The sequence below is a fragment of the Rhodopirellula sp. UH5 genome (assembly GCF_056839225.1).
Genome location: NZ_CM166390.1, coordinates 3,539,011 through 3,560,576, shown reverse-complemented (window position 1 = coordinate 3,560,576; position 21,566 = coordinate 3,539,011). Strand labels below are relative to the sequence as shown.

Annotated in this window: 17 protein-coding genes; 9 read left to right on the top strand and 8 right to left on the bottom strand. The window is 57.7% G+C overall.

The window, feature by feature from the left end:
- Window positions 1–326: 326 nt before the first annotated feature.
- On the bottom strand, window positions 327–653 hold the full coding sequence (rpsJ, locus tag UH5x_RS12620; RefSeq protein ID WP_083434712.1) for a 30S ribosomal protein S10: 327 nt from the start codon (window positions 651–653) through the stop codon (window positions 327–329).
- Window positions 654–1,181: 528 nt separating this feature from the next.
- Here rpsJ and UH5x_RS12615 point away from each other — a divergent pair.
- The 3 genes from UH5x_RS12615 to UH5x_RS12605 all read left to right on the top strand — a co-directional run bounded on the left by UH5x_RS12615 (window position 1,182) and on the right by UH5x_RS12605 (window position 3,640).
- Entirely contained in the window at window positions 1,182–1,565 is a 384-nt protein-coding gene (locus tag UH5x_RS12615; protein ID WP_482635851.1) for a DUF2752 domain-containing protein, read from the top strand.
- A 129-nt stretch (window positions 1,566–1,694) separates the two neighbouring features.
- Window positions 1,695–2,999, top strand: coding sequence for an aminotransferase class I/II-fold pyridoxal phosphate-dependent enzyme (locus UH5x_RS12610; RefSeq protein WP_047812397.1), 1,305 nt, complete (start codon window positions 1,695–1,697; stop codon window positions 2,997–2,999).
- A gap of 131 nt (window positions 3,000–3,130) precedes the next feature.
- Window positions 3,131–3,640 carry a DUF2760 domain-containing protein gene (locus tag UH5x_RS12605; protein WP_482635850.1) on the top strand — a complete coding sequence of 170 codons (510 nt, stop codon included), beginning with the start codon at window positions 3,131–3,133 and terminating at the stop codon, window positions 3,638–3,640.
- Between the two features lie 622 nt (window positions 3,641–4,262).
- On the opposite strand, the gene fusA is transcribed toward UH5x_RS12605, so the two are convergent.
- The 3 genes from fusA to rpsL all read right to left on the bottom strand — a co-directional run bounded on the left by fusA (window position 4,263) and on the right by rpsL (window position 7,413).
- Window positions 4,263–6,437, bottom strand: a complete 2,175-nt coding sequence (fusA, locus tag UH5x_RS12600; protein ID WP_482635849.1) for an elongation factor G — start codon at window positions 6,435–6,437, stop codon at window positions 4,263–4,265.
- Between the two features lie 62 nt (window positions 6,438–6,499).
- A complete protein-coding gene (gene rpsG / locus UH5x_RS12595; protein ID WP_047812400.1) occupies window positions 6,500–6,973 on the bottom strand; it encodes a 30S ribosomal protein S7 in 474 nt (157 codons plus the stop codon).
- A gap of 74 nt (window positions 6,974–7,047) precedes the next feature.
- On the bottom strand, window positions 7,048–7,413 hold the full coding sequence (gene rpsL / locus UH5x_RS12590; protein ID WP_007326865.1) for a 30S ribosomal protein S12: 366 nt from the start codon (window positions 7,411–7,413) through the stop codon (window positions 7,048–7,050).
- A gap of 349 nt (window positions 7,414–7,762) precedes the next feature.
- Here rpsL and UH5x_RS12585 point away from each other — a divergent pair, with 349 nt between their 5' ends.
- Window positions 7,763–8,665, top strand: coding sequence for a DUF72 domain-containing protein (locus UH5x_RS12585; protein ID WP_482635848.1), 903 nt, complete (start codon window positions 7,763–7,765; stop codon window positions 8,663–8,665).
- 52 nt (window positions 8,666–8,717) lie between these two features.
- A complete protein-coding gene (locus UH5x_RS12580) occupies window positions 8,718–9,506 on the top strand; it encodes an enoyl-CoA hydratase/isomerase family protein (protein ID WP_482635847.1) in 789 nt (262 codons plus the stop codon).
- Between the two features lie 249 nt (window positions 9,507–9,755).
- Here the strand turns inward: UH5x_RS12580 and trmB are convergent, their stop codons facing one another.
- Window positions 9,756–10,418, bottom strand: coding sequence for a tRNA (guanosine(46)-N7)-methyltransferase TrmB (gene trmB / locus UH5x_RS12575; protein ID WP_047812403.1), 663 nt, complete (start codon window positions 10,416–10,418; stop codon window positions 9,756–9,758).
- 133 nt (window positions 10,419–10,551) lie between these two features.
- On the opposite strand from trmB, the gene hemE reads away from it, so the two are divergent.
- The 3 genes from hemE to UH5x_RS12560 all read left to right on the top strand — a co-directional run bounded on the left by hemE (window position 10,552) and on the right by UH5x_RS12560 (window position 14,153).
- Window positions 10,552–12,573, top strand: coding sequence for a uroporphyrinogen decarboxylase (gene hemE / locus UH5x_RS12570; RefSeq protein WP_482635846.1), 2,022 nt, complete (start codon window positions 10,552–10,554; stop codon window positions 12,571–12,573).
- The gene (locus UH5x_RS12565) at window positions 12,570–13,637 is read left to right on the top strand and encodes a molybdopterin-binding domain-containing protein (RefSeq protein WP_482635845.1); all 1,068 of its coding nucleotides are present in this window, start codon (window positions 12,570–12,572) and stop codon (window positions 13,635–13,637) included. Before hemE ends, UH5x_RS12565 begins: the two co-directional genes overlap by 4 nt.
- A 123-nt stretch (window positions 13,638–13,760) precedes the next feature.
- Window positions 13,761–14,153 (top strand): GxxExxY protein, encoded by a 393-nt coding sequence (locus UH5x_RS12560; protein ID WP_482635844.1) that lies wholly within the window; start codon window positions 13,761–13,763, stop codon window positions 14,151–14,153.
- Between the two features lie 821 nt (window positions 14,154–14,974).
- On the opposite strand, the gene UH5x_RS12555 is transcribed toward UH5x_RS12560, so the two are convergent.
- The 3 genes from UH5x_RS12555 to UH5x_RS12545 form a co-directional block, all read right to left on the bottom strand.
- The gene (locus UH5x_RS12555; RefSeq protein WP_482635843.1) at window positions 14,975–17,758 is read right to left on the bottom strand and encodes a serine/threonine protein kinase; all 2,784 of its coding nucleotides are present in this window, start codon (window positions 17,756–17,758) and stop codon (window positions 14,975–14,977) included.
- A 70-nt stretch (window positions 17,759–17,828) separates the two neighbouring features.
- A complete protein-coding gene (locus UH5x_RS12550; protein ID WP_482635842.1) occupies window positions 17,829–18,416 on the bottom strand; it encodes an RNA polymerase sigma factor in 588 nt (195 codons plus the stop codon).
- 110 nt (window positions 18,417–18,526) lie between these two features.
- Window positions 18,527–20,089 (bottom strand): TIGR04222 domain-containing membrane protein, encoded by a 1,563-nt coding sequence (locus UH5x_RS12545; protein ID WP_482635841.1) that lies wholly within the window; start codon window positions 20,087–20,089, stop codon window positions 18,527–18,529.
- A gap of 304 nt (window positions 20,090–20,393) precedes the next feature.
- Between UH5x_RS12545 and UH5x_RS12540 the strand changes: the two genes are divergently transcribed.
- Complete coding sequence (locus tag UH5x_RS12540) at window positions 20,394–21,545, top strand: DUF2891 domain-containing protein (RefSeq protein WP_482635840.1); 1,152 nt, start codon at window positions 20,394–20,396, stop codon at window positions 21,543–21,545.
- Window positions 21,546–21,566 lie beyond the last annotated feature (21 nt).

The window sequence follows — 21,566 nt, the reverse complement described above, 5'->3', positions numbered from 1 at the left end:
CCTGCCCGCGGTTAGCGAGCGATGTGCGATTCGTTAGGAGTTCCGAGACTTTCGTGACGATCGACTCAGTTGGTCGGCAAGTGCCGGGGCTGAGTGATTTCGTCGCGACATCCGTCCATGCGGAAAACCGTGACCAATTCGTGTGTGTGATGGGTAACTTGAGTCGGTCCCCGGTGAAGTGGCTTGTTGCCGTGGGGTCCGATCTTGTCCTGACGGGGAGGCCGGTGGAGAGCTGATCTTGCTCGCAGGGTTTCCCGTGAGTGCTGGATCAGTGTCGGCTCTTTGTCAGTTGAATGCCGGGGTTGCGAAATGCGATTGTCGACCAATCAGCGGGCGGACGCCTTGATTTTGATATCGACACCAGCCGGCAGGCTGAGCTTGTTGAGTGCTTCGATCGTCTTGGCGGATGCCTGAACGATGTCCACCAAACGCTTGTGCGTTCGGATTTCATATTGTTGGCGAGCCTTCTTGTTGACAAAGGGGCTCGACAGGACTGTGTATTTTTCGATTCGAGTTGGCAAAGGGATGGGGCCATGCACGATGCTGGCGGTCGCTTTGACTGTATCGACAATGTCGCGGGCACTCTGGTCCAGCACGGCATGGTCGTACGCTTCCATTCGAATGCGGATGACTTCGCTGGGGCCGGTTGACACTGCTTACTTCCAAGTCGTGAACGAGAAATGAGTCAATTCCTCACCGCAACTTTGCTGTGAGGAGGCGAGAATGTACGGCTGACGTCATTGAGCGTCAACGGCTTTTGAACAATTGATTAAAAAAAGCCGTCGAATTTGCCAGGATTGAACTTGGCAGCGGGGGTGTTTGGCCTTAATCGACGCTGGGAGGCGTGTTTGGTGCTTCGCGGAACCCGCCGTTGTTGACGTTTGGGTCAACCGAGGCAATGGTCATCGTCGCGTTTCCTGCGGTTCCTTGAGTCGGTGTTGCGGGAGTTGTCGTGAATCGACGAAGCGGGGTGGGGTGAGGTGGCGTTTCGGGCGTGCTTGGGGTGGGTGCTTGCGGGGTTTTGTCTTGCGTTTCCCCTCTCGGCCTTGCTGTGCTGTGTCTTGTTGTTTCGGGTCTTGTCGTTCTGGGTCAGTCGGTGTGCGTGGGTAGGTTGTGTTTCATTGGGGGTGTCTGTGTTTGGGTTGTCAACGAATCGTTGTGGTTGGGGCTTTCGGGGCTTGATGGTTGCTGGCTTTTTGGTCGGCGGCGGCTTGTTGGGTGTCTCGCGTTGTTTGTCGCCTTCCTCAGCAGGTTTGGGGACTCATCAGCAATTGGGGTTGCCGCCCTGTTCCATGCGTTTGCTGTTTGGGATGCGGTGTCCTGCGTGTGGAATGACGACGTCGTGGAGTTGGTTGACAAGGGGTGAGTTGGTTGCGTCTGCGCAGGCGAATGTTTCGGGGATGCTACTTGGTTTGTTTGTGTTTTTGTTGTTGCTGGTGGCGGTTCGTGTGGCCTGGAGCGGGCGTCGTCCGTCCGTTGAGGCGAACTGGTGGATGGGGTTTGGTGTCGTGTTGATTGGTGTTCTCAGTGCGGTTGAATGGCTTGTTCGATTGCAGTTGGATTGAATTTTCCAGTCAAAAGTTTGATTCCCCCTACACGAAAGTGGCGGGTGCGTGAGAGAATGCCGCCCGTGTCGGTCACTCAGTGGCTGGCGAGTTTGGTTTTTTCCTGGCAATTTCCCTCTTGGCGTCAAAATGAGTGACACCTTCAATCCCGACACGCCCAACATCGACGCTCCTGCAATCGATTCGCCCACGACGGATCCAGAGCCAGCGGAATTTGAAGTGAAGATGGCCTCGCGAGTCGATCGCTTGCCGCCGTACATGTTTGGTCGCATCAACAGTTTGCTGTACCAGAAGCGTTGTGCGGGAGACGATGTGATCGATCTTGGGATGGGGAATCCCTCGGATCCGCCGGACCCGGTCGTGATTCAGAAGCTGACTGACGCGGCGTCGGATGTTGGCAATCACGGTTACAGCAAATCCAACGGGATCACGAATTTGCGTCGTGAGGTGGCCAGCAAATATCACCGAAAATACGGTGTGAGCTTGGATCCAGAAGGCGAGATCATCGCTTGTTTGGGGAGCAAGGAGGGCTTCTCGCACATGTGTTTGGCTCTGATGGGGCCTGGTGACACGGCGATTATCCCCTCGCCCTATTTCCCGGTTCACATGTACGGCGTGATTCTGGCTTCCGGAAATGTTGTGGCGCTGGATGTCGCGGATCCGGATAAGTTCCTGAGTAATGTGGCCTACACCTGCGAGAATTTGACGCCTCGCCCGAAGGTTTTGATCGTCAATTATCCCCACAACCCTTCGTCGGCTGTGATCGAAGCGGACTTCTTTGTCGAGGTCGTTCGGCTGGCGAAGAAGTACGGCTTGATGGTCATTCATGACTTCGCTTACGCCGACGTGGCTTTCGATGGCTATGTGCCGCCGAGTTTTCTGTCGGCGCCTGGGGCCAAGGACGTGGGCGTTGAGTTCACGACGATGAGCAAGGGGTACAACATGGCCGGTTGGCGTGTTGGGTTCTGTGCTGGGAATGCGGACATGGTCCGTGGGTTGGGTACCATCAAGGGTTACTACGATTACGGCATGTTCCAGGCCATTCAGATCGCGGCGATTGTCGCTCTTCGTGAGACCGAGGCAACTGTTTTGCAGCAGTCGCAGGTTTACCAAGGCCGGCGTGATGTGCTGGTCAGCGGTTTGCGTCGACTGGGGTGGAATGTCAATCCGCCCAAGGCAGGCATGTTCGTGTGGGCAGAGGTGCCGGAGCCTTGGAAGAGTCAGATGAGCACGATGGATTTCGCGATGAAGTTGCTGGAGGAAGGCAACGTTGCTGTCAGCCCAGGCAGTGGCTTTGGTGCGGCTGGAGAAGGCTATTTGCGGATGTCATTGGTTGAGAATGAGCATCGGTTGCGGCAGGCGGTCCGGCAGATCGGGAAGTGTTTGTCGCCCGGTAGGAAGGGTGCTGATTCGGTCGCCTCGTCGGCTTCGTAGTCGTTTTTTATTCGTGCTGGGGTTTGCCGGGCGCGATGGTTTGTGTTGGTCGGCCGGTTTGGGTCGTGGTTGGTTCTTGAGGTGACATCGAGATGCGTTTGGGTTTGGCTCTGAGAGCTTTTTGGAAAGCGATGTTTGACCGTCAAGTCGCCGAGCGCGTCGCGCTGGCTCTGGATGGCGTCGATTTGGCGTCGCAGTCAGCGGCGGAATCCACGCCGGCAGTCGTTGGGAAAGAACCGGTGGGGGGCGCCCCGCGGGAGTCTGCTCAGAGCGATGCTGTCACGTTGTTGGCGGCGCTTCAGCGGGACGCTCGTTTGGTCGATCTGATCCATGAGAATCTGGATCAGTACGCGGACGATCAGGTTGGTGCGGCGGCTCGCCCGTGTTTGAAACAGTGCCGTCAAACGCTGGATCGGTTGTTGGGGATCGTTCCGCTCGTGGAAGTGGGTGACGGGCAGGTGCTTCCGGTGGATGCGTCCACTTCCTCCGCTCGTTTGCGCTGGGTGGGTGAGTCCAGCGGTGCCTCGCAGGGCAAGGTGGTTCATCATGGTTGGGTTGCCACTCAGGTTCAGTTGCCCGCTTGGTCAGGCAGTGCCGACGACGCGTTGGTGATTGCTCCGGCGCAGGTTCAGGCTACCTAGTTCGTCGCGTGATGCCCTTCCCCGGAAAACTCGCTGAGCGCTCGTTTTCCGGCCCCTCCCAACTTCGAGGTCGTGCAGTTTTTTGGTGCTGGGTTTTGGCGGGTTTCTGCAGCAACCACCAATCACAACCCGAAGCGTGAGCGAGGGACGCCCCAACTCCCACGACGGCACCGTCCGGGGCGACCGTTTGTTTTCCGGCATCGGTCTCTCGGGGCTTCCGCCCCGAGCTAAGCATGACGGCCCCATCCGGGGCGATACCCAGACGCCCGCCACCAAGGTGCTGCAAGTCGTTGCTGGGTCGGCACTGAAGCGCTGCGCGGCCTCGGTTAGGTGGGGGCGCTGCGTAGCAGCACACCCCCGGAAACCGTGCCTCCCAATAAACTCTCCATCCCGCCGTGGCCAATCGCCACGGCGGGATGGAGGGTGGCGGCGTGGGGTTTGCATGTCCATCGGTGGCGCTATCGCTTACCGGCGGCTACCGTCTTGCATCCCTACCGGGATGAAAACTTGCGCAAGCGACAATGCTCTCCAACCCAAACGTTCAGCAGCCCAAACGTTCAGCAGCCCAGGCGAACGCCCAAGCGGCTCACATCGTTTTGCCCGATCATTTCTGCCGACGTGCTTAGTACTGGAAGCTGTCCGCGTCTTCTTGGGGAGCTGCTTGGTAGCCGTAGGGTTCCATGCTGCTTCCTGCTCGGCCTTGGCTGAGGCTTCGTACGGCTCCGGAGTAGCCGAACATCTCTTTGAGTGGAGCGTGGGCAGTGATCACGGTCATGGCTCCACGGCTTTCGGTGGAGGCGATGATGGCGCGGCGTTGCTGCAGGTCGCCGACGATCTCCCCCATGTAGTCTTCTGGCGTGGTGACTTCGACTCGCATGACGGGTTCGAGTAGCACGGGGCCTGCCGCTTGCAGTCCGCTTTCAAAGGCGTCGCCGGCAGCGATTCGGAAGGCAACTTCGTCGCTGCCTTCTTCTGCCGTTTCCGCGTCCAGCACATCGATTCGGACGCCCGAGAGCGGGAAGCCAGCGATCATCCCGCCGCCTTCTGCTCGGTCGCGGAGTTCTTCGATGGCGGCGCTACGGACGGCGTTGGGGAGGCCGACGTCGGGCGGGAGTCGGTCGAACACGACGACAGGGTCGGATGGGGTTTCGGTGGGGCTGATCTTCACTTTCAGGCGAGCGAACATTTGTGTGGATCCGACCACTCGGTTGCATTGGCCGACGATTTCGGCTTTGCCGCCGATGGTTTCACGGTAATTCACGCGAGGTTTGTAGAACTTGACGTTCAATCCGAAGTCGCGAGTCAGGCGGTGCTGGATGACCTCGAGATGGAGTTCGCCCATCCCGCTGATGATCGTTTGCCCGATCTCTTCGTTGTCGATCGCTCGGAAGGTTGGGTCCTGTCGGCGGAGCATGTCGAGTGTTTCTTCGAGTTTCTTTCGGTCGGCAGTGCTCTCCGGTTCGATTGCCATGGACAGCACTGTTTCGGCGAACTTGATGCTGGGCAGTTCGATCGTCTCTTTGGTGTCGCAAACGGTGTCGCCTGTGATGGCAAATCGGGGGCCGATCACGCAGCAGATGTCGCCTGCACCGACGGAGTCCACTTGTCCGTCGCGTTCCTTTTTGGAGGCGTGGATTTGCCAGATTTGGGCGATGTTTTCCTTTTTGTCTCGGTTGGGGCACTGCACCCGTGAGTTTTGTTTGAGCTCCCCGCTGTAGATCCGGATCCAGTAGTTGTCGCCCGTTTTGGCGGGCAGGATCTTGAAGACGAGTCCGCAGAAAGGCTCTTTGGGGTCTGGGTTTCGCGAGAGCGTTTGGTCTGGTTTTTTGGGGTCGTGGCCTTCAACAGGCGGGCGGTCCAGGGGGCTGGGCAGGAAGTTTCCGACGCCGGTCATCAGGGGTTGGACTCCGATGCCATGCAGCGCCGAGCCGCAGAAGACGGGTTGGATGATTCGTTCGAGGCAGCCGTGTCGGAGTGCTGCCAGGATGACTTCGCGAGGGATTTCCTTTTCCTCCATCGCCAGGGCCATGGCCTCTTCGCTGATTTCGTAGACCGCCTCCATCATCTGTTCTCGCCAGATTGCAGCGTCGTCGGCGAGTTCGGCGGGCAGTTCGGTCTCTGTGATCTGCTTGCCTTCCGTTTCTGGGTCGAACTGCAGGAGTTTCATGTCGACCAGGTCGATCACGCCGCGGAACGGGTTGTCGACGTGGGCGGGGCCTTCTCCGACCGGCAGTTCCACCGCGACTGGTCGCCCACCGAGTCGTGGTCCGATGTCGTTGAAGACGGTCTCGAAGCTGGCGCCTTCGCGGTCCATTTTGTTGATGAAGACGATCCGTGGGACTTCGTAGCGGTCGGCCTGGCGCCAGACGGTCTCGCTTTGGGCTTCCACGCCTTCACGGGCAGAGAAGACCACCACGGCCCCGTCGAGGACTCGGAGGCAGCGTTCCACTTCGGCGGTGAAGTCAACGTGTCCGGGCGTGTCGAGGAGGTTGATGTTGTAGTCGCCCCAGGCGTACTTCACGCAGGCGCTGAAGATCGTGATGCCGCGTTCTTGTTCCTCGGGGTCGTCATCGGTGTCGGTGGTGCCGTGGTCCACTCGGCCGACCCGGTGTTTCGCCCCGCTGAGGTAAAGCATTCGCTCAGTGACGGTGGTTTTCCCCGCGTCGATGTGGGCGATGATACCGATGTTGCGAATCTTGGATATGTCGGCGGCCATGGCGAGTCGGTGCGGTGGGAAGCGGTTTGGGGCGGGTGCGCAAAGAAAAATCGCGATCCGGCAGAGCCGAATCGCGACCAATTGTGAACGTTAGAGGGCGTTGCGCGTAGCGGCTGAATATGAATTCAGACGTTCGCGGCAGATCACCAAGCGAAGTGAGCGAATGCCTTGTTGGCGTCAGCCATGCGGTGCGTGTTTTCGCGTTTGGTGTAAGCGGCGCCTTCTTTCTTGAAGCCAGCCAGCAGTTCATCGGCCAGTTTCAAGGCCATTGGGCGGCCCTTTTTGTCGCGGACAGCGGACAGGATCCAGCGAATCGCGAGGCTCTGTTGGCGAGCCTTGTTGACTTGCATTGGAACCTGGTAGCTGGCACCACCGACTCGCTTGCTGCGAACTTCGATGTAAGGCTTGATGTTTTCCAGGGCTGCTTCGAAGACTTCGATGGGAGTCTCTTCGCCTTCGTGGCGTTTGCCAATCTCATCCAGGGCATCGTAGAAGACTCGCTGAGCGGTGGTCTTCTTTCCGTCCAGCATCAAGCAATTGATGAATTTGCTAGCCAGCAACGAGTGGTGCCGCGGGTCGCCTTTGAGTTGCGAGCGGCTGGAAGTGATGCGTCCCATGAATGTCAGATCGAGCTACGAAGGGAATGGGTGGGTTGGAAACGACGGATGCCGAGAAGAGGAAAGCCGAAGCTTTACTTCTTGGCTCCGTAACGGCTGCGAGATTGCTTGCGGCCATCGACACCCAGTGCATCGCGTGAACCGCGAACCACTTGGTAACGAACACCGGGCAAATCGCGAACGCGGCCACCGCGAACGAGCACGATCGAGTGCTCTTGCAGGTTGTGGCCTTCGCCGGGGATGTAAACCGTGACTTCTTTGCCGTTGCTCAATCGAACCCGGGTGATTTTCCGCAGAGCCGAGTTTGGCTTCTTGGGGGTCATGGTCCGGACTTGCAGGCAAACACCCTGTTTTTGAGGGCATTTCTCGAGAACCGGCGACTTGCTCTGGCTCTTCTTCTGCTTCCGGTTTTTGCGGACGAGTTGATTGATGGTTGGCATGAAAACAATGCAATTGAACGGTGATGTGTCGCGGCACGCAACTTGGGCCGAGATTTTTGCAAGCGGCGAAGTATGGCGGCTGTGCCATTTCTGTCAAGGCCGAAATGCGGTTGAAACGCATTCTGGTGGCATTCTGGGGCGTTTGCAAGGACTCCCCATCCCGATGTCGTGACAAAGCTTCGCGAATCGCGTGGCTTCGAATGAATCTCTTTTCGTCTGGGTGTGGCGTGTTCCCCAGTTTTCTTCGCTGTGGCAGGATGATTTGCCGAGGAAACAGGTCTCGTTGTAGAACGATTGTCCTTGCCGTCGCCACCATCCATGTTTTTTGCTTTTGACTCTTGGTGACCTTGTGAACCAGCCTCGCGAAATCCTTTCGTCACCGAAGTGGCCGCTTTCGGTCGGGGCTCCGGTCTGGGCCTGCGACGGTTGGGCTGGCGTGGTTTATCCCTCCAAGACCCCGCGGAGCGAATGGCTTGCGTGGTACACGCGGACGTTCAACACCGTCGAGGGAAATAGCACGTTTTATGCGGTCCCCAGCGAGTCCACTTTTCGCGGTTGGGCCGAGCAGGCAGCTGAGGGATTTGAGTTTTGCTTCAAATTTCCCAAGCGAATCTCCCACGACAGCATGCTGCAGGACTGTGACGAGGAAGTGCGAGAATTCTTATCGCGGTTGCGAGTGATTGCCCAAGCGGATCGGTTGGGGCCGACGTTCTTGCAGTTGGGGCCCCAGTTTGGTCCGGATCGGTTGCCAGTGCTGGCTCGGTTTCTCCGCCGTTTGCCGCGTGAATTGCCCTGGGCGGTTGAGTTGCGGCATCACGATTGGTTTGATTCCGGGGACCAGGAAGCACGCGTGAACGAGCTTCTGAGAGACCTGCAAATTGACAAGGTCACCTTCGACAGTCGGCCGCTGTTTCAATCGCCGCCAGAAGATGCCATCGAAGAGAAGTCGCAGGTTCGCAAGCCACAAACGCCGGTTCGGCAAACCGTCACTGGTCAGCGTCCAATGCTTCGCATCGTGGGACGCAATCGAATTGAATTGACTCAATCGTTTCTGGATCAATGGTTGCCGATCTTGGTCGGCTGGGTGGAGGCGGGGTTGCGTCCGATCGTGTTCACTCACACGCCTGATGATTGCTTGGCACCTCGGTTTGCTGAGTTGTTGCTCGCAAAATTGGCCGGCGAGATGCCCGGTGTGGACTTCACCCTGCCCCGCCCTCCACAATCTCCCGAACAACTTTCGCTGCTGGATTGAGCCAATCTGTTGCGGCGCACTTTCAATCGGCTTCTCCTCTCAGGGTTTTCTCATGCAACATCTGGATGTTCGAATTCACAACAACGTGGCAACCGTGTTGATGGATCGGCCGGAAAAGCATGGCGCGCTCAGTCCCGGGTTGCTGTTTGATCTCAACGAAGCTCTCGGTGATGTGCATCAAGAGAAGCGTGTTCGGGCGGTCGTGCTGTCCTCGCGAGGTGATCACTTTTGCTCGGGAGTTGACCTGCAAGTGTTCCAGCAGATTGCGGATTTGCCCGAGTCCGAGCGGATGCAGCAATGGTTCGAATACTGGCGAGCGGTTTCCGAGACCTGCGAGAAGATGCTGCGATTCCCCAAGCCCATCATCGCGGCGGTGGACGGCGCCGCGATTGGAGCCGGTTTCGCCCTGATGCTGGCGTCGGACCTGTGCGTTGCCAGCAAGCGAGCGACCTTCGCTGCTGACGCCGCTCGCCGTGGCTTGGTCGGAGGCGTGACGACGGCGTTGTTGTCCTTTCGGGTTGGCGCGGCCGCCGCTGCCAGGCTGACTTTGGCGGGCGAAACCATTGATGCCAACGAAGCCCAACGCTTGAATTTGCTGTGCCAATCGCCGGTGGTGTCGGACCAAGTTTGGGTGGTGGCCAGCGAGTGGGCGGTGCGCTGCAGCGAAGGGCCTTCCGAAGCCGTCCAGGCGTCCAAGCGATTGCTCAATGAAAGCGTTGGCGAAGCGTTGCTGACTCAGATCTCGGCCGCGGCCGCGGACAGTGCGTCCGCTTGCACGACGGAATCCGCCGCCGAAGGGGTTGCCGCGTTCCTGGAAAAACGCAAGCCAAGCTGGCCGTAGTTGGCTGGTGGATAGCTGGGCTGCGTCAACTAGGTGGAGGATTGCCGCGTTTTCATAACCCGACGCGTGACGGCCTGTTGATTGAATCCTAACCCATAGCGCGAGCGAGGGATCGCAACGAGCCTGTGGGTCCCTCGCTCACGCATCGGGTTGTGAACTCGAGTGAATCAACAAGCCGGTGAGCGAGGGAAACAACGCAACTCGATTCCGCTTCGGGTTATGACGGAGAGCTAGTTGGCGAGGTACCAGTCAGATGCGTTTGCGGTAGCAAACTCGGTAGACTGGAATGCCCATCTTGCGACTGCGGCGTTCGAAGTGGGTGTGGAAGTCCAGGTCGTGGGTGGATTCCCGCTGAGTTTCCGGCAACGGCACGCCCAGTTCCGGTGCGATTTCGGCGATCAATTCCACGGTCAGCTCAAAGTAATCCAACACGTCCGTCCAGAAATGCAGCCGGCCGCCGACGCGGAGGCAGCGACTGAAGTTGAGAATGTTGTCGTGACTGAGGACGCGACGTTTTCGGTGCCGTTTTTTCCACCACGGATCGGGGAAGTAAACATGAACGGCTTCCAGCGATCCGTCTTCGATTCGTTTGCCCTCGTCGGTGACCGCAAACAGCGGGGTGGCGTCGCCGGCTAGCATTTTTGCGTTGGCTCGCTCTCGTTTGGCCAGCCTGGCGGCGGCGTGAGCGGCGTATTTGCGAGCGATTTCGATCCCGAAGTAATTGTGCTCGGGGCGACGATCAGATTCCGTCTGAATGAACAGCCCTTTCCCGCTGCCGACTTCGATTTCCAGCGGTTGATCGTTGCCGAATAGCGATTGGCTGTTGATCACCGCCGGCAAATCCTCGGGCGTTTTCAGCCAGGAATCCAGGTCCAAGGCGGGGTTGGGTTTTCGGAGGGCGGCGCGAGGCATGCGAACGAAGCTGTTGAGGGAAAGGCGAAAGACGGTCTGCCGTCATCGTAACGCGACGCAAAATCTCTACAATCTTGCCTTCCCGCTTTCTTCCCGGCTCGATTTGCCTCCCCCTAACGGATCCAGCACCTGCATGGCTGCGACGACAAACAATTTCGATGGACTTCGCGTGGCCGCTTTGGAAAGCCGACGGGCCGACGACATGACGCGGCTGATCAGCAAATTCGGGGGCGACGCCTTTGTCAGCCCATCGATGCGGGAGGTGCCGATCGAGCCGAATCGGGCGGCGATCGACTTTGCCTATCGGATCATCACGGGCGACATCAGCATCGTGATTTTGATGACCGGCGTGGGATTTCGGTACCTGCTCAAAGCCACCGAAAAGCACGTCGAACAACAGCGTCTGATCGATGCGCTCAGCGACATCACGACGATCTGCCGTGGTCCCAAACCGGTGGCGGTGATGCGAGAGTTTGGACTGAAGCCCACTCACCGTGTGCCGGAGCCGAACACCTGGCGGGAACTGTTGCAAACCATTGACGCTGGCATCCCCATCGCCAATCAGACAATCGGGATCCAAGAGTACGGCGTCAGCAACACGCAGTTGATCGCCGGCTTGGAAGCTCGCGGTGCGATCGCCGAATCGGTCAAAGTTTACGGCTGGGAATTCCCCGAAGACACACAGCCTCTGAAGGCCAACACACTGGCGCTCGCGGAAGGCGAACGAGACATCTTGCTGGTCACGAGTGCTCACCAAGTCGTCAACTTGCTCCGCATGGGCGAAGAACTCGGGATCACCGATTCACTTCGTGAGGGGTTGTCCAAGACGGCGATCGTGTCGATCGGGCCCACCACCAGCGACATGTTGCGAGAGCATGATCTGGCCATCGCGATGGAACCGTCGCATCCCAAGATGGGGCACCTGGTCAGTGAGTCGGCTCGCGATGCCAAACGCTTGGTCGACGAGGTTCGTTCTGAATCGTCGGCCACTCGAACGCCCAACTCTCAAACGTCTGTCTCTCTGCGGGCAGATGATTCCAGTCTCATTTCTGCTAGCAAGACGCCCATGCCTGCCATCGATGACCACCCCTCCCAGTCCAGTTTGTTCATGCGTGCCTGTCGTGGTGAGCCCACGCCTCGCACACCGGTTTGGATGATGCGGCAAGCCGGTCGCTACATGCAGGAGTACCGCGCCGTTCGTTCGCAGCAATCGTTTTTGGAACTCTGCGCCAATCCCAAGTTGTGCAGCGAAGTGATGTGCACCGCGGTCGAAAAGCTCGATGTCGACGCGGCAATCATCTTTTCGGACTTGTTGCCGATTTTGGTCCCGATGGGATTCGATTTGGAGTTCGTCAAAGGCGACGGCCCAGTCATCCACAATCCGGTTCGTTCGGCGGCGGATGTGGACCGGGTCAAAGGCCTCGACAACCCGCAGGACCTCGGCTTCGTCTATGAGACGGTCAAGCAAACGCGAGCGGACCTGCCCGAAGGCATCCCGTTGATCGGATTCGCGGGGGCTCCGTTCACTCTGGCCAGTTATGCCATTGAAGGTGGCGGCAGCCGGCAATACAGCAGCACGAAAGCTTTGATGCGTGCTGCCGATGGTGGCTGGGCCGCACTGATGGATCGTTTGACCGACGCGATCATCGTTTATCTGAATGAGCAGGTTGCCGCCGGAGCCCAGTGTGTGCAATTGTTCGACAGTTGGGCGGGTTGTTTGTCGCCAGCCGACTACCGCGAATTTGTGTTGCCATGGATGAAACGCATTTTGGAAGGCGTGACTCCCGGCGTGCCCTTGATCAACTTTGCAACCGGTAATCCGGAGTTGTTGCCCTTGCTGCGTGGCGATCGTCGCACCGTGGTGGGAGTCGATTGGCGAATCGAACTGGATGTGGCTTGGAAACGTGTCGGGCATGATATCTCCGTCCAAGGCAACTTGGACCCGTCGGTGTTGCTGACCGATGCCAAGACCATTCGCGCGGCAGTGCAAGATGTTTTGAACAAGGCCGGCGGTCGACCCGGACACATCTTCAATCTCGGCCACGGCGTGTTGCAGCAAACGCCGGTTGAGAATGCCATTGAGTTGGTCAAGGCCGTGAAAGAACTCTCGGTGCGAGATGATTTCTCAGCCGAAGATGGTGGAACGGATTCGTGAGCGAACCGTCTCGTGTCGTTTGCCCGTTGTGTCCACTGCACTGCGACGATGTCGTGGTGAATGCGGACGGATCGGTTCAAGCAAACGGGTGCGAGATCGCCGAGTCGGCAGGTTCGTTGATGAACCAAATGGCTCGCGCAGACGAGGCGACGTTGGCCCAGATTGCTGCCTGTGAGCAACCCATTCGCGTGATCACTTCGGGCGTGGATTTGGTCGCGGCTCGGCAATTGGTCCCGTGGCAATCCGACGGTGCGATCGCAGTCGAAATCGAATCAGATCCTTCGGTCCAGGCCATCGGGACGGTCACACGTCGTGATGGAATCGTTGCAGCAACGCTGTCCGAGGTCGTCGCGCATGCCGACTTGGTTTGGTTGATCGGCGAAGTCGATCCGGCTTGGCCTCGTTTGGAAGAGAAGCTGCGTCTGGAGTCCGTTGGTTCCGGCGCATCGATTGACAAGCGACAGGTGAAGCGTTGGGAACGATGGACGGCCGATTTCGCGGGGCGGATGCATCACGCAATCGAGCACCCGGAGGCGACCGAAGAAGGTTCCGAGTTCCAGACTCGGTCTTCGCATTTTCGCGCCAGTCAGTACGCGGCGATCGTGATCGGTCCCGGAGCGTTTGACGCGGACGAAGCGGAGATGACCGCCGCGATGGTGGCGCGAATCATCCGCCGCCGCAACGAGTTGGCTCGCTGTGTTTGCGTGACCTTGGATCCCGCCGCGACGCTGCGAAGCGTTCATGCATGGCGGACGAATGAATCACTTGCGCCGATGATGTCTGGTTCAGAAATCGATTCCACTCCTTTGATTCGGTTGGTGGGGATTGGGCATCGAAGGTCCGGCGATCGACCGGTCGATCTTCAGATTGGTGGGCATGATCCAGGGGAGGAGCAGGCCAAAGCGTTCTTGCCCGCGAGTCCCTGGACAACTTCCATGGTCATCCGAGGCGACGGATCCGTGACCCTGCCACTTCAAGTGCCAGACGCTCTGTCAGTCGAGTCCCCCACCGCCATCGAGCAGCTCCAAAAGGTGCTTCGAGAGACCGGTCAGGCAATTTGCTAGGTTGACGTTGTGGCTTCGAGTCAAAGGCGTGTCAGCGATTGGGAGCTCAGCGAACGTTTGAGTTTCGTTGGTCGAGGCTCACGCAAAATCCACAATTCTGGCAAATGCAATGGAGAGGGAGTCGTGTTCAAGCAAGAAGGCTACGACCTGATGGGGGCCGCATTCGAGGTCTACAACGAGCTTGGCTATGGAATGGCAGAGGAAATCTATCAGTCCGCTTTGGAGGTGGAACTCGGATTGAGGGGGATCTCATTCGTTGCCCAAGCTGAACTAAGCGTGTATTTCAAGGGGCATCTTTTGACTCCGAAGTACCGACCAGACTTGCTGGTTTTCGGAGGAATCGTGGTGGAGTTGAAGGCTTTGAAAGAACTTTGCTCTGAACATGAAGCTCAGTTGTTCAACTACATGCGAATCGCGCGGAAGCGAGTTGGTTACCTCATCAACTTTGGAAAGAAAGGTGACTTGGAATGGAAGCGATTCGTGATCGATGATTTGCATTCCCAACGAAGTCATTGAGGTGGTGGACGCCGGGGGGGAACACTAATCTTCTCTCATCGCACACTAATGGTTGTGAATTGGGGCGGGTTGCCCCGGAGATTAGTGTGCGATTAGCGTCGATTAGTGTTCTTTAAATTCATCCGGCAGGCTATCTGAAGCGTGTGCAAGAGGTGTGATCGCTTGGAGGGGCTGCCGCTGTTTGGTACTTCACGAGTGCTGCTCGTAGGACACCTCATGAGGTGAAATGGCGGAAGGGAGGGGAACACTAATCTTCACTCATCGCACACTAATCGTTGGGGACTGGGCGTGGTTGTCTCGGAGATTAGTGTGCGATTAGCGTCGATTAGTGTTCTTCAAATTCATCCGGCAGGCTATCTGAAGCGTGTGCAAGAGGTGTGATCGCTTGGAGGGGCTGCCGCTGTTTGGTACTTCACGAGTGCTGCTCGTGGGACACCTCATGAGGTGAAATGGTGGAGTCGGGGGGGGAGCACTGATCTTCTCTCATCGCACACTAATGGTTGTGAAGTGGGGCGGATTGCCCCGGAGATTAGTGTGCGATTAGCGTCGATTAGTGTTCTTTAAATTCATCCGGCAGGCTATCTGAAGCGTGTGCAAGAGGTGTGATCGCTTGGAGGGGCTGCCGCTGTTTGGTGCTTCATGAGTGCTGCTCGTGCGACACCTCATGAGGTGAAATGGCGGAAGGGAGGGGAACACTAATCTTCACTCATCGCACACTAATCGTTGGGGACTGGGCGTGGTTGTCTCGGAGATGAGTGTGCGATTAGCGCCGATTAGTGTTCTAGAAACAGTCGTCGACGGTAGATTCAAGACCGGCGTTGTCATTCGCTTTCGGATCGCTGTTTGAGGTCGTTTAGCATGGCGTGCCAGAAGGCTTTGGGGTCTTCGGTTGATTGTTGGTACATCGACAGTTTGGGCATTGAGTTGACCAACCGCTCCAGTCGATCGTGGGCCTGTGCGGGCTGTTCGACGTGAGTGGTGTAGACGGATGCCAGTCCTTCCTGGAGACGTTGCTGAAGATAGGTCAGCGGGTGAAGCCATTCCGCGTTCTGGCTCGCTTGGTATTGGCGATCCATTTCTTGGAAGCTGCGGTCGAGATGGAAGGCGATCAGCGAAGGAGCTTTCGGATCGATCGCTGTCAAGGCTTGGACCACGTCGTTGAGGGACGAATCGTCCATCGAGTACCAATTGAAACGCGGGTGTGCGAGCGTTTCCGCTGCGAACTCGATCGGGAACTGAACACGCCCTTCCCTTCGCATCTCGATGGCGGCGAGATAGAGCTCGGTGGGCAAAATCCAATCAGGTGGATTGGGGGTGGTGTTGGCCTGGGGGCCACCGCCGAAACCGCCCATTGAAAACCCGTAAACCGCGTTGGGATCGGCGTAGTCCCATTTGGTTTGCCCTGTCTCGGGATCGACCTCTCTTTGTTCGTACTTGGCAACCGCCTCATCGACCTGCTCTTCGACGTAGTCAGCGATCCATGCTGGAGGGGATATCTGTGGGCCCGATTCCTGGACGATTCGAACAGCAATTGCCCAGGCCGTTTCACGAGCGATATTAGCTTCCTCTGATGGGCTTCGCGGGTGAGGGGTGGATGTGGCTGTTGCTTCCTTGACAACTGATTTCAGGCCAGCGGATGCGGATTCAATCTGCTGAAGGAGAGTTTTGGTTTCATTTCTTCCTTCAGAGGTTCTGCTTCTTGACGCGAAAAAAGCTTCAGCCGACATCCGTTTGGGTGACGAGTTCATGTCAAAGTTCAGATCCATCACAAAGTTTCTGAGTTGCAGGATGCTCGCGATCCTAGCCTTCTGATTGCCATGGGCTAGCTTCAGGCCGATCGTTTGCACTCCGGGAATCGGGAAATAGTGCTTGTACGACTCCTGGAGATGTCCCATGAATTGCCGGTCAATTGGAGGGGAGCTACTGAAGCCGCCACCCATGAATCCGCCGTGTTCAACCGGAGGGGCGACGTGCCACGTTCCGTATTCATCGGTTAGATCGAGTGTTGCTTTTGCCGCTTCAGCACGTCTTGATGTGCCACGAGAAAGTCGTTCCACGGCTCGCATGGCTCGACCGATAGCTCCTATTTCTTTTTCGCTTGCAAGTGTTTCAAGCCATGCGTCGAGATTCTTTCCTTCGTAAACGATGTCGCGGTTTGTATTTGCAAAGTCCAATTTAGAATCCTCGCGGGATCTCTTTTGAAGCGTCGCCGTGGGGAGTGGGCTCTCGTTCTTTTCCACCGCAACCTTGGTGTCGTTCCCGTCTGTGGTCACCGTCACCAGCCCCTTGTCGGTTTTGATTTGAATCACGACCGTTGCGAGCAAGACGGCTGCCGCGAACCATCCCAGCGGACCCATCCATACGGTCCAGGTGTGCCTGCCGTTGCCTGGTGGCGGTGAAGCGGGATTTGTTGCCAGTGGGAGCGATGGTGTGATCGGTGCATCGGATGCAGGTGTCGATTCCGCTCGCTTGAGCAAGGCTTTTAAGTTGGCGTCGCCGGACCAGGTCGCAAGTCGCTCGGCAACGATCGATCCGCTGGGACGCTGGTCGGGTTGCCGGTGCATCATCCGGCCGACGAACGATCCCAATTCTGTTTCGACCGACGGTTCCAAACTGCTCAGCGGAGGCGGAGTCGATCGATTGGACTCGCTCGTGATCGCCAACACTCGTGCCGCCAGGCCACCTTCGTTTGCATGCGGCCAACGGCCTGAGATCAGACGGTAGAGGGTTGCGCCGAGCGAATAGATATCGGACGCTGGTTGGACTTTTCGGCTGTCGAGCAACTGTTCGGGCGACATCGCGGGCAAGGTGCCCATCAGGTGTCCCACTGTTGTGAGTCGGTCATCCGTTGCTAGCGGATCGTCGCCTGCCAGAACCAAACCCAGGTCCAATAGTTTGACGGTTCCGTCTCGCGTGAGCATCAAATTGGATGGCTTCACATCGCGGTGGATCAAACCCGTCTCATGCACGTGCATCAGTGCCACGGCGGACTGGCGAGCGATCTCGCAGGCGTCCGCGACCGGCAATGATCCCAGTCGATGAGCGATCTTGCCGACGTCCATGCCGTCCAAGTATTCCATCACCAAGTAGTGCCAGCCGGAATGAGTTCCCGCATCGGTGGCACGGACGATTCCTGGATGTTCGAGAGACGCGACGGTTGTCATTTCTCGATCGAAACGATCCAACCAACCAGGTTCCATCACTCGGTGAGGCGGCAGCAACTTGATCGCGCATTGTCGTTTCAGTCGGTTGTGGCGAGCCAAGCAGACCATGCCCATTCCGCCCTGCCCGAGTTGCCCGAGGATCTCGTACGGACCGATTTGGTCGATGGGCAGGTCGGCGGCAGTATTGGGAACCGGGACGTTTGCGGTCATCAATTGAGCGACCGCGAATTGGCAGGCCGATTCGGCCAGGACAGAGTCTTCCTCTGAGTCCGCATTGGCAATTGGAGACAACGCGTCCCACTTTTCCGGGATGCGTGACTGACATTGCTCGCACTCATCGACGTGCTTGGATGCCGAGTCGAACTCCTCACTGGACAGTTGTCCGTCGAGCAAACGGTTCAATTCTTCGACACTCAGACAATCGGTGCTGGTGGCAATCATGACGGGCTTTCGGTGCGAGGGATCGATTGGTTGACCACACAACGCTTGGATGGGGCGGCGATTGGACACCTCAGCGATGAAAATCTTCCAATTCTTTTCGCAGTCGTTGCAGCACCCGGGCGCGAGCCTTGTAGACCGTCCATCGACTGACGTTCAGTTCGCTTGCTACCGTCGCGGGATCGCAGCCTTCGACGGCGGTCCGCCAGAACATCTGCCAGGTCTTGGGATCGGTTGATTGCCTCAGGACTTGCAGCATGCGGTTCTGAATCGACTGCACATCGTCGGCCAGTTCGCTGGGCGGATCAGAGCTTTCTCGCTCGGCCCACTGCAACGCTTCGCCATCGAGCACGAGCGGAGACCGTTGGTCGGCACGTTGGCGATCGCGAAGTTTGTTGCGAGCGATCGTCCACAGCCATCCGCGAAAAGTGGCGCCCGTTTGGTCCAGGTTGAACCGTGGGAGAGCCTTGGCGACCGCGAGAAACGTTTCTTGCATCACGTCCGCCGCATCGGCCGACTGAGCTCCGCATCGGCGGATCCATCGGTAGACGATCGGTCCGTAGACCTGGACCAACATCTGCCAACCCTCCTCGTCGCCGTGCCGGGCTCGTTCGAGCAAGGAGGGATGAGTCGATGGTTCCTCGACGGCGCCGGGGTTCATGAGGTGGCCTGATGCATGGGACGAACGAGTTTGCGAGAGCCGAACCGGCATCCCGCAAGCGTTCCTTCCAAGATAGCAGCCTGGTCACATGGCAAGTGATGGAGGCCTTTTCACCCTCCGCATCCACCACAGCCTCCGCACCCGCCTCCACAGCCCGCATCGCCCCCGCCTCCGCTGAAGTCGAAACTGCTGCCTCCGTCTCCGCTGCTCCAATCGATCCATCCCGTTGAGTTGGACGCGTTTTGGGCAGCCTGTAGCTCTTCCCCGTACAACATGTCGTTGGCGAAAAGTTCCGAGGGATCGGTGAGCACGTAGGCGGCCACTGCGGGACCCCAGCATGCCAGGCAGGGCAACTCATCCACGTCGCCTCCGTCACTTTGGTGAGCTGACTTCAACCCCGTTTCGGGATAGCTTCGCTGCGATCGTTCTTGGACCGATTTGCCCAAGGAAGTCAAACGCTCACGAACCGCCATGTGAAACGCGACTGCGAACCCGACGGTCGCGATGACCATCTCCAAAACGAGAAAGCCAATTGGGCGATCGTTTTGGATTCCCTGCATGCACCTGAGTCCACCCACGGCCAGCAAGATGCCCGCCAGCCCCAACGCACCCACATGAAAACGCTTGCGTTGTTCGGGCGATCTCAGCAACCCCGATTCACGCATTTGTGATTCCGCATTGGTCGCGGTGGAATGGATCGCCACCAGCAATCGTTGGAAGGATTGCGGAGCGTTGCTGGAAGCCAGGTAGTCGGTGGTCGCCTTCATCGCACCGGCGGCGACCGGATCATCATCGTGTTGGGCTTGCAGTGCCCCGCGGTCAAGGATCGTGAATCCATGTTGATCGCAACGGACGATGCCGCGCTTTTGTAGCGCCACCAGAGTTGTTTGCAGCAAACGTTTTTTGCCTCCTGCCAGGATCGACAGTTGCCCCCAGCCAACTTTGGTAAGAGCGGAAGGATTGGATGACCAGCCGTTGCTGATGTGAAACCAAACCAACAGGTAGACAAAGCCGACGACGATTGCCGCTCCGTACAACGCAAGGAAGGTGGGACCATCCAGATTGAATGGGAACAACGCCGCGAAAGGTGTCGCAGCCAATCCCGCGATTGCGAGGTGCGATCCTTGCAATGACTTGCCAGTCAAGTTCGGCTTGGGAATCAGCCAGAACTTGCGTCGGTCAATGCGAAGTGACGCGATCGATTGAGCGAAGCGTTCTTCCGTCGGCGGCCAAATCTCCACCGGGGCTTTGCCAAATGCCCGCTCATAAGATGCAAGCGTTTGTTCGTATTGGTCTTGGTAGCGGACACGTTCTTGGGAGCCACCTTTGGTCGGGCCGTGATGAAGCGGTGATGGCAGGACTTCTTGGCACAAGTCCACCCAATAGTTCTCGGTGTAGACCAAGTGTTGATGCCAAACTTGATCGACCGCGTCCGATGGGGTCACACAGTGACCCGCGGTGGCTGCCAAATACAGAAACCTTCGGTACTCGTCGATGCAGTGACGGGCGTGTTGGATGCTCCAATCGTTTTCTCGGGCCAATCGTTGCGAAAACGAGAGACCCCGAGTGGGCGGATCGGCGGTCCAATCCGCTGATTCGCCTCCAATCGGAAAATGAAGAAGTTTCTGCCACAACGCGTCATTCGTGACGTTTTCATGCATTGTTTTCATCATTGAGTTCCTCCAACACAGAAGGGCACGTACCCAACCCAAACGAGGCGCTCGCGAAACGGATTTTGCAGATGCGGAATGCACGGTGAATGTCCGCCGATTCGGAAATCACCGGCGAAACATCGCGTGAAAACAACGGACGTAGTGGACGAGGCAACGAGTCCCAAGCGGAGGGACGCGTTGCCTCGTCCACTACAAAACGGGCACTTCTTCCTTACGCGATGCTAAGATGTTCCCCGATGGATTGCGATTGAAAGGTGTTTTTGGTGCCGGTCGCAAGTTGCCCCCGCCGAATCGAGGAAGTCCCATGTTTGCCTGGAAAGATCCATTCTTTCGCCGATTGTTCGTCGCTTGGTTGCTTTGTTCGCTCATGACAGTGACAGCGTCGGCACAGTCGCCAAGCGGGAAATTATCCGTTGAACAGGACTCAACCGCCACGGTTGCGCTGACCTCTGACATGGCAGGTCAGTGGGCGAATTTGGTGCTGCATGGCGTCGACACGGAGTTTCCAAACAAGCTGTCGCTGGTCTATTCCAACCCCGATCAAATCGGCACGCCCAAAGAACACTTTCCAGCGTTCTACGGATGCTTTGATTGGCACAGCAGTGTGCACGGTCACTGGGTGTTGGTGCGTTTGCTGAAGCAATCTCCCGAGATGCCCGCGGCCACCAAAATTCGCGAAACGTTGTCTCGGCATTTGACGGCTGAAAACTTGAAACGCGAAGCGGAGTTCTTTGCTCGCGAGGAGAACAAGTCCTTTGAACGCATGTATGGCTGGGCTTGGTTTCTGCGTTTGGCGATGGAGTTGGATTCGTTCGACGATGACGATGCCGTCCAGTGGCGCGGGGCACTTGAACCGCTTGAGGAATTGTTGGTTGAAAGGATCACCGCTTACCTGCCGCTGTTGACGTTCCCGATTCGAACGGGCCAGCATCCCGACACGGGGTTTGCGCTGGGCCAGGTGCTGGACTACGCGAGGTCTCGTGACCTGGATGAGTTGGAACAATTGGTGATCGCGCGGGCTCGCGATTTCTATTGGACCGACATCGATTACCCGGTTCAGTACGAACCGTCCGGTCATGACTTCTTCTCGTCGGCGTGGAACGAGGCGGACTTGATGCGGCGAGTGCTAACGCCGGAGGAGTTTTCAGACTGGCTGAACACGTTTGTTCCAAAACTAAAGCAGCAACTCACCGATGGGACGATCTCGCCGGTCAGCGTCAGCGATGTCACCGACGGCAAACTGGTTCACCTCGCCGGGTTGAATCTCAATCGTGCCTGGTGTCTGCAAGCGGTTGCGAATCATTTGCCGGAGCAGCATCCTCTGGTGAATGCCATTCGAACCAACGCGAGAGAACATTTGGTCGCGGGATTGGCCTACATCAACAGCGGTCACTACGAAGGCGATCATTGGTTGGCCACGTTTGGGTTGTATGCGATCAGTGGAGTTGGGCAGTGATCAGCCGTTGCGACATCTTCC

Bases quoted from the DNA above. Each gene is read 5' to 3' on its own strand.
- UH5x_RS12615 (WP_482635851.1), top strand. From the start codon at position 1,182: ATGGTTGCTGGCTTTTTGGTCGGCGGCGGCTTGTTGGGTGTCTCGCGT.
- UH5x_RS12580 (WP_482635847.1), top strand. From the start codon at position 8,718: ATGCAACATCTGGATGTTCGAATTCACAACAACGTGGCAACCGTGTTG.
- hemE (WP_482635846.1), top strand. From the start codon at position 10,552: ATGGCTGCGACGACAAACAATTTCGATGGACTTCGCGTGGCCGCTTTG.
- UH5x_RS12605 (WP_482635850.1), top strand. From the start codon at position 3,131: ATGTTTGACCGTCAAGTCGCCGAGCGCGTCGCGCTGGCTCTGGATGGC.
- UH5x_RS12610 (WP_047812397.1), top strand. From the start codon at position 1,695: ATGAGTGACACCTTCAATCCCGACACGCCCAACATCGACGCTCCTGCA.
- UH5x_RS12540 (WP_482635840.1), top strand. From the start codon at position 20,394: ATGTTTGCCTGGAAAGATCCATTCTTTCGCCGATTGTTCGTCGCTTGG.
- UH5x_RS12550 (WP_482635842.1), bottom strand. From the start codon at position 18,416: ATGAACCCCGGCGCCGTCGAGGAACCATCGACTCATCCCTCCTTGCTC.
- UH5x_RS12545 (WP_482635841.1), bottom strand. From the start codon at position 20,089: ATGATGAAAACAATGCATGAAAACGTCACGAATGACGCGTTGTGGCAG.
- rpsL (WP_007326865.1), bottom strand. From the start codon at position 7,413: ATGCCAACCATCAATCAACTCGTCCGCAAAAACCGGAAGCAGAAGAAG.
- trmB (WP_047812403.1), bottom strand. From the start codon at position 10,418: ATGCCTCGCGCCGCCCTCCGAAAACCCAACCCCGCCTTGGACCTGGAT.
- UH5x_RS12555 (WP_482635843.1), bottom strand. From the start codon at position 17,758: ATGATTGCCACCAGCACCGATTGTCTGAGTGTCGAAGAATTGAACCGT.
- rpsG (WP_047812400.1), bottom strand. From the start codon at position 6,973: ATGGGACGCATCACTTCCAGCCGCTCGCAACTCAAAGGCGACCCGCGG.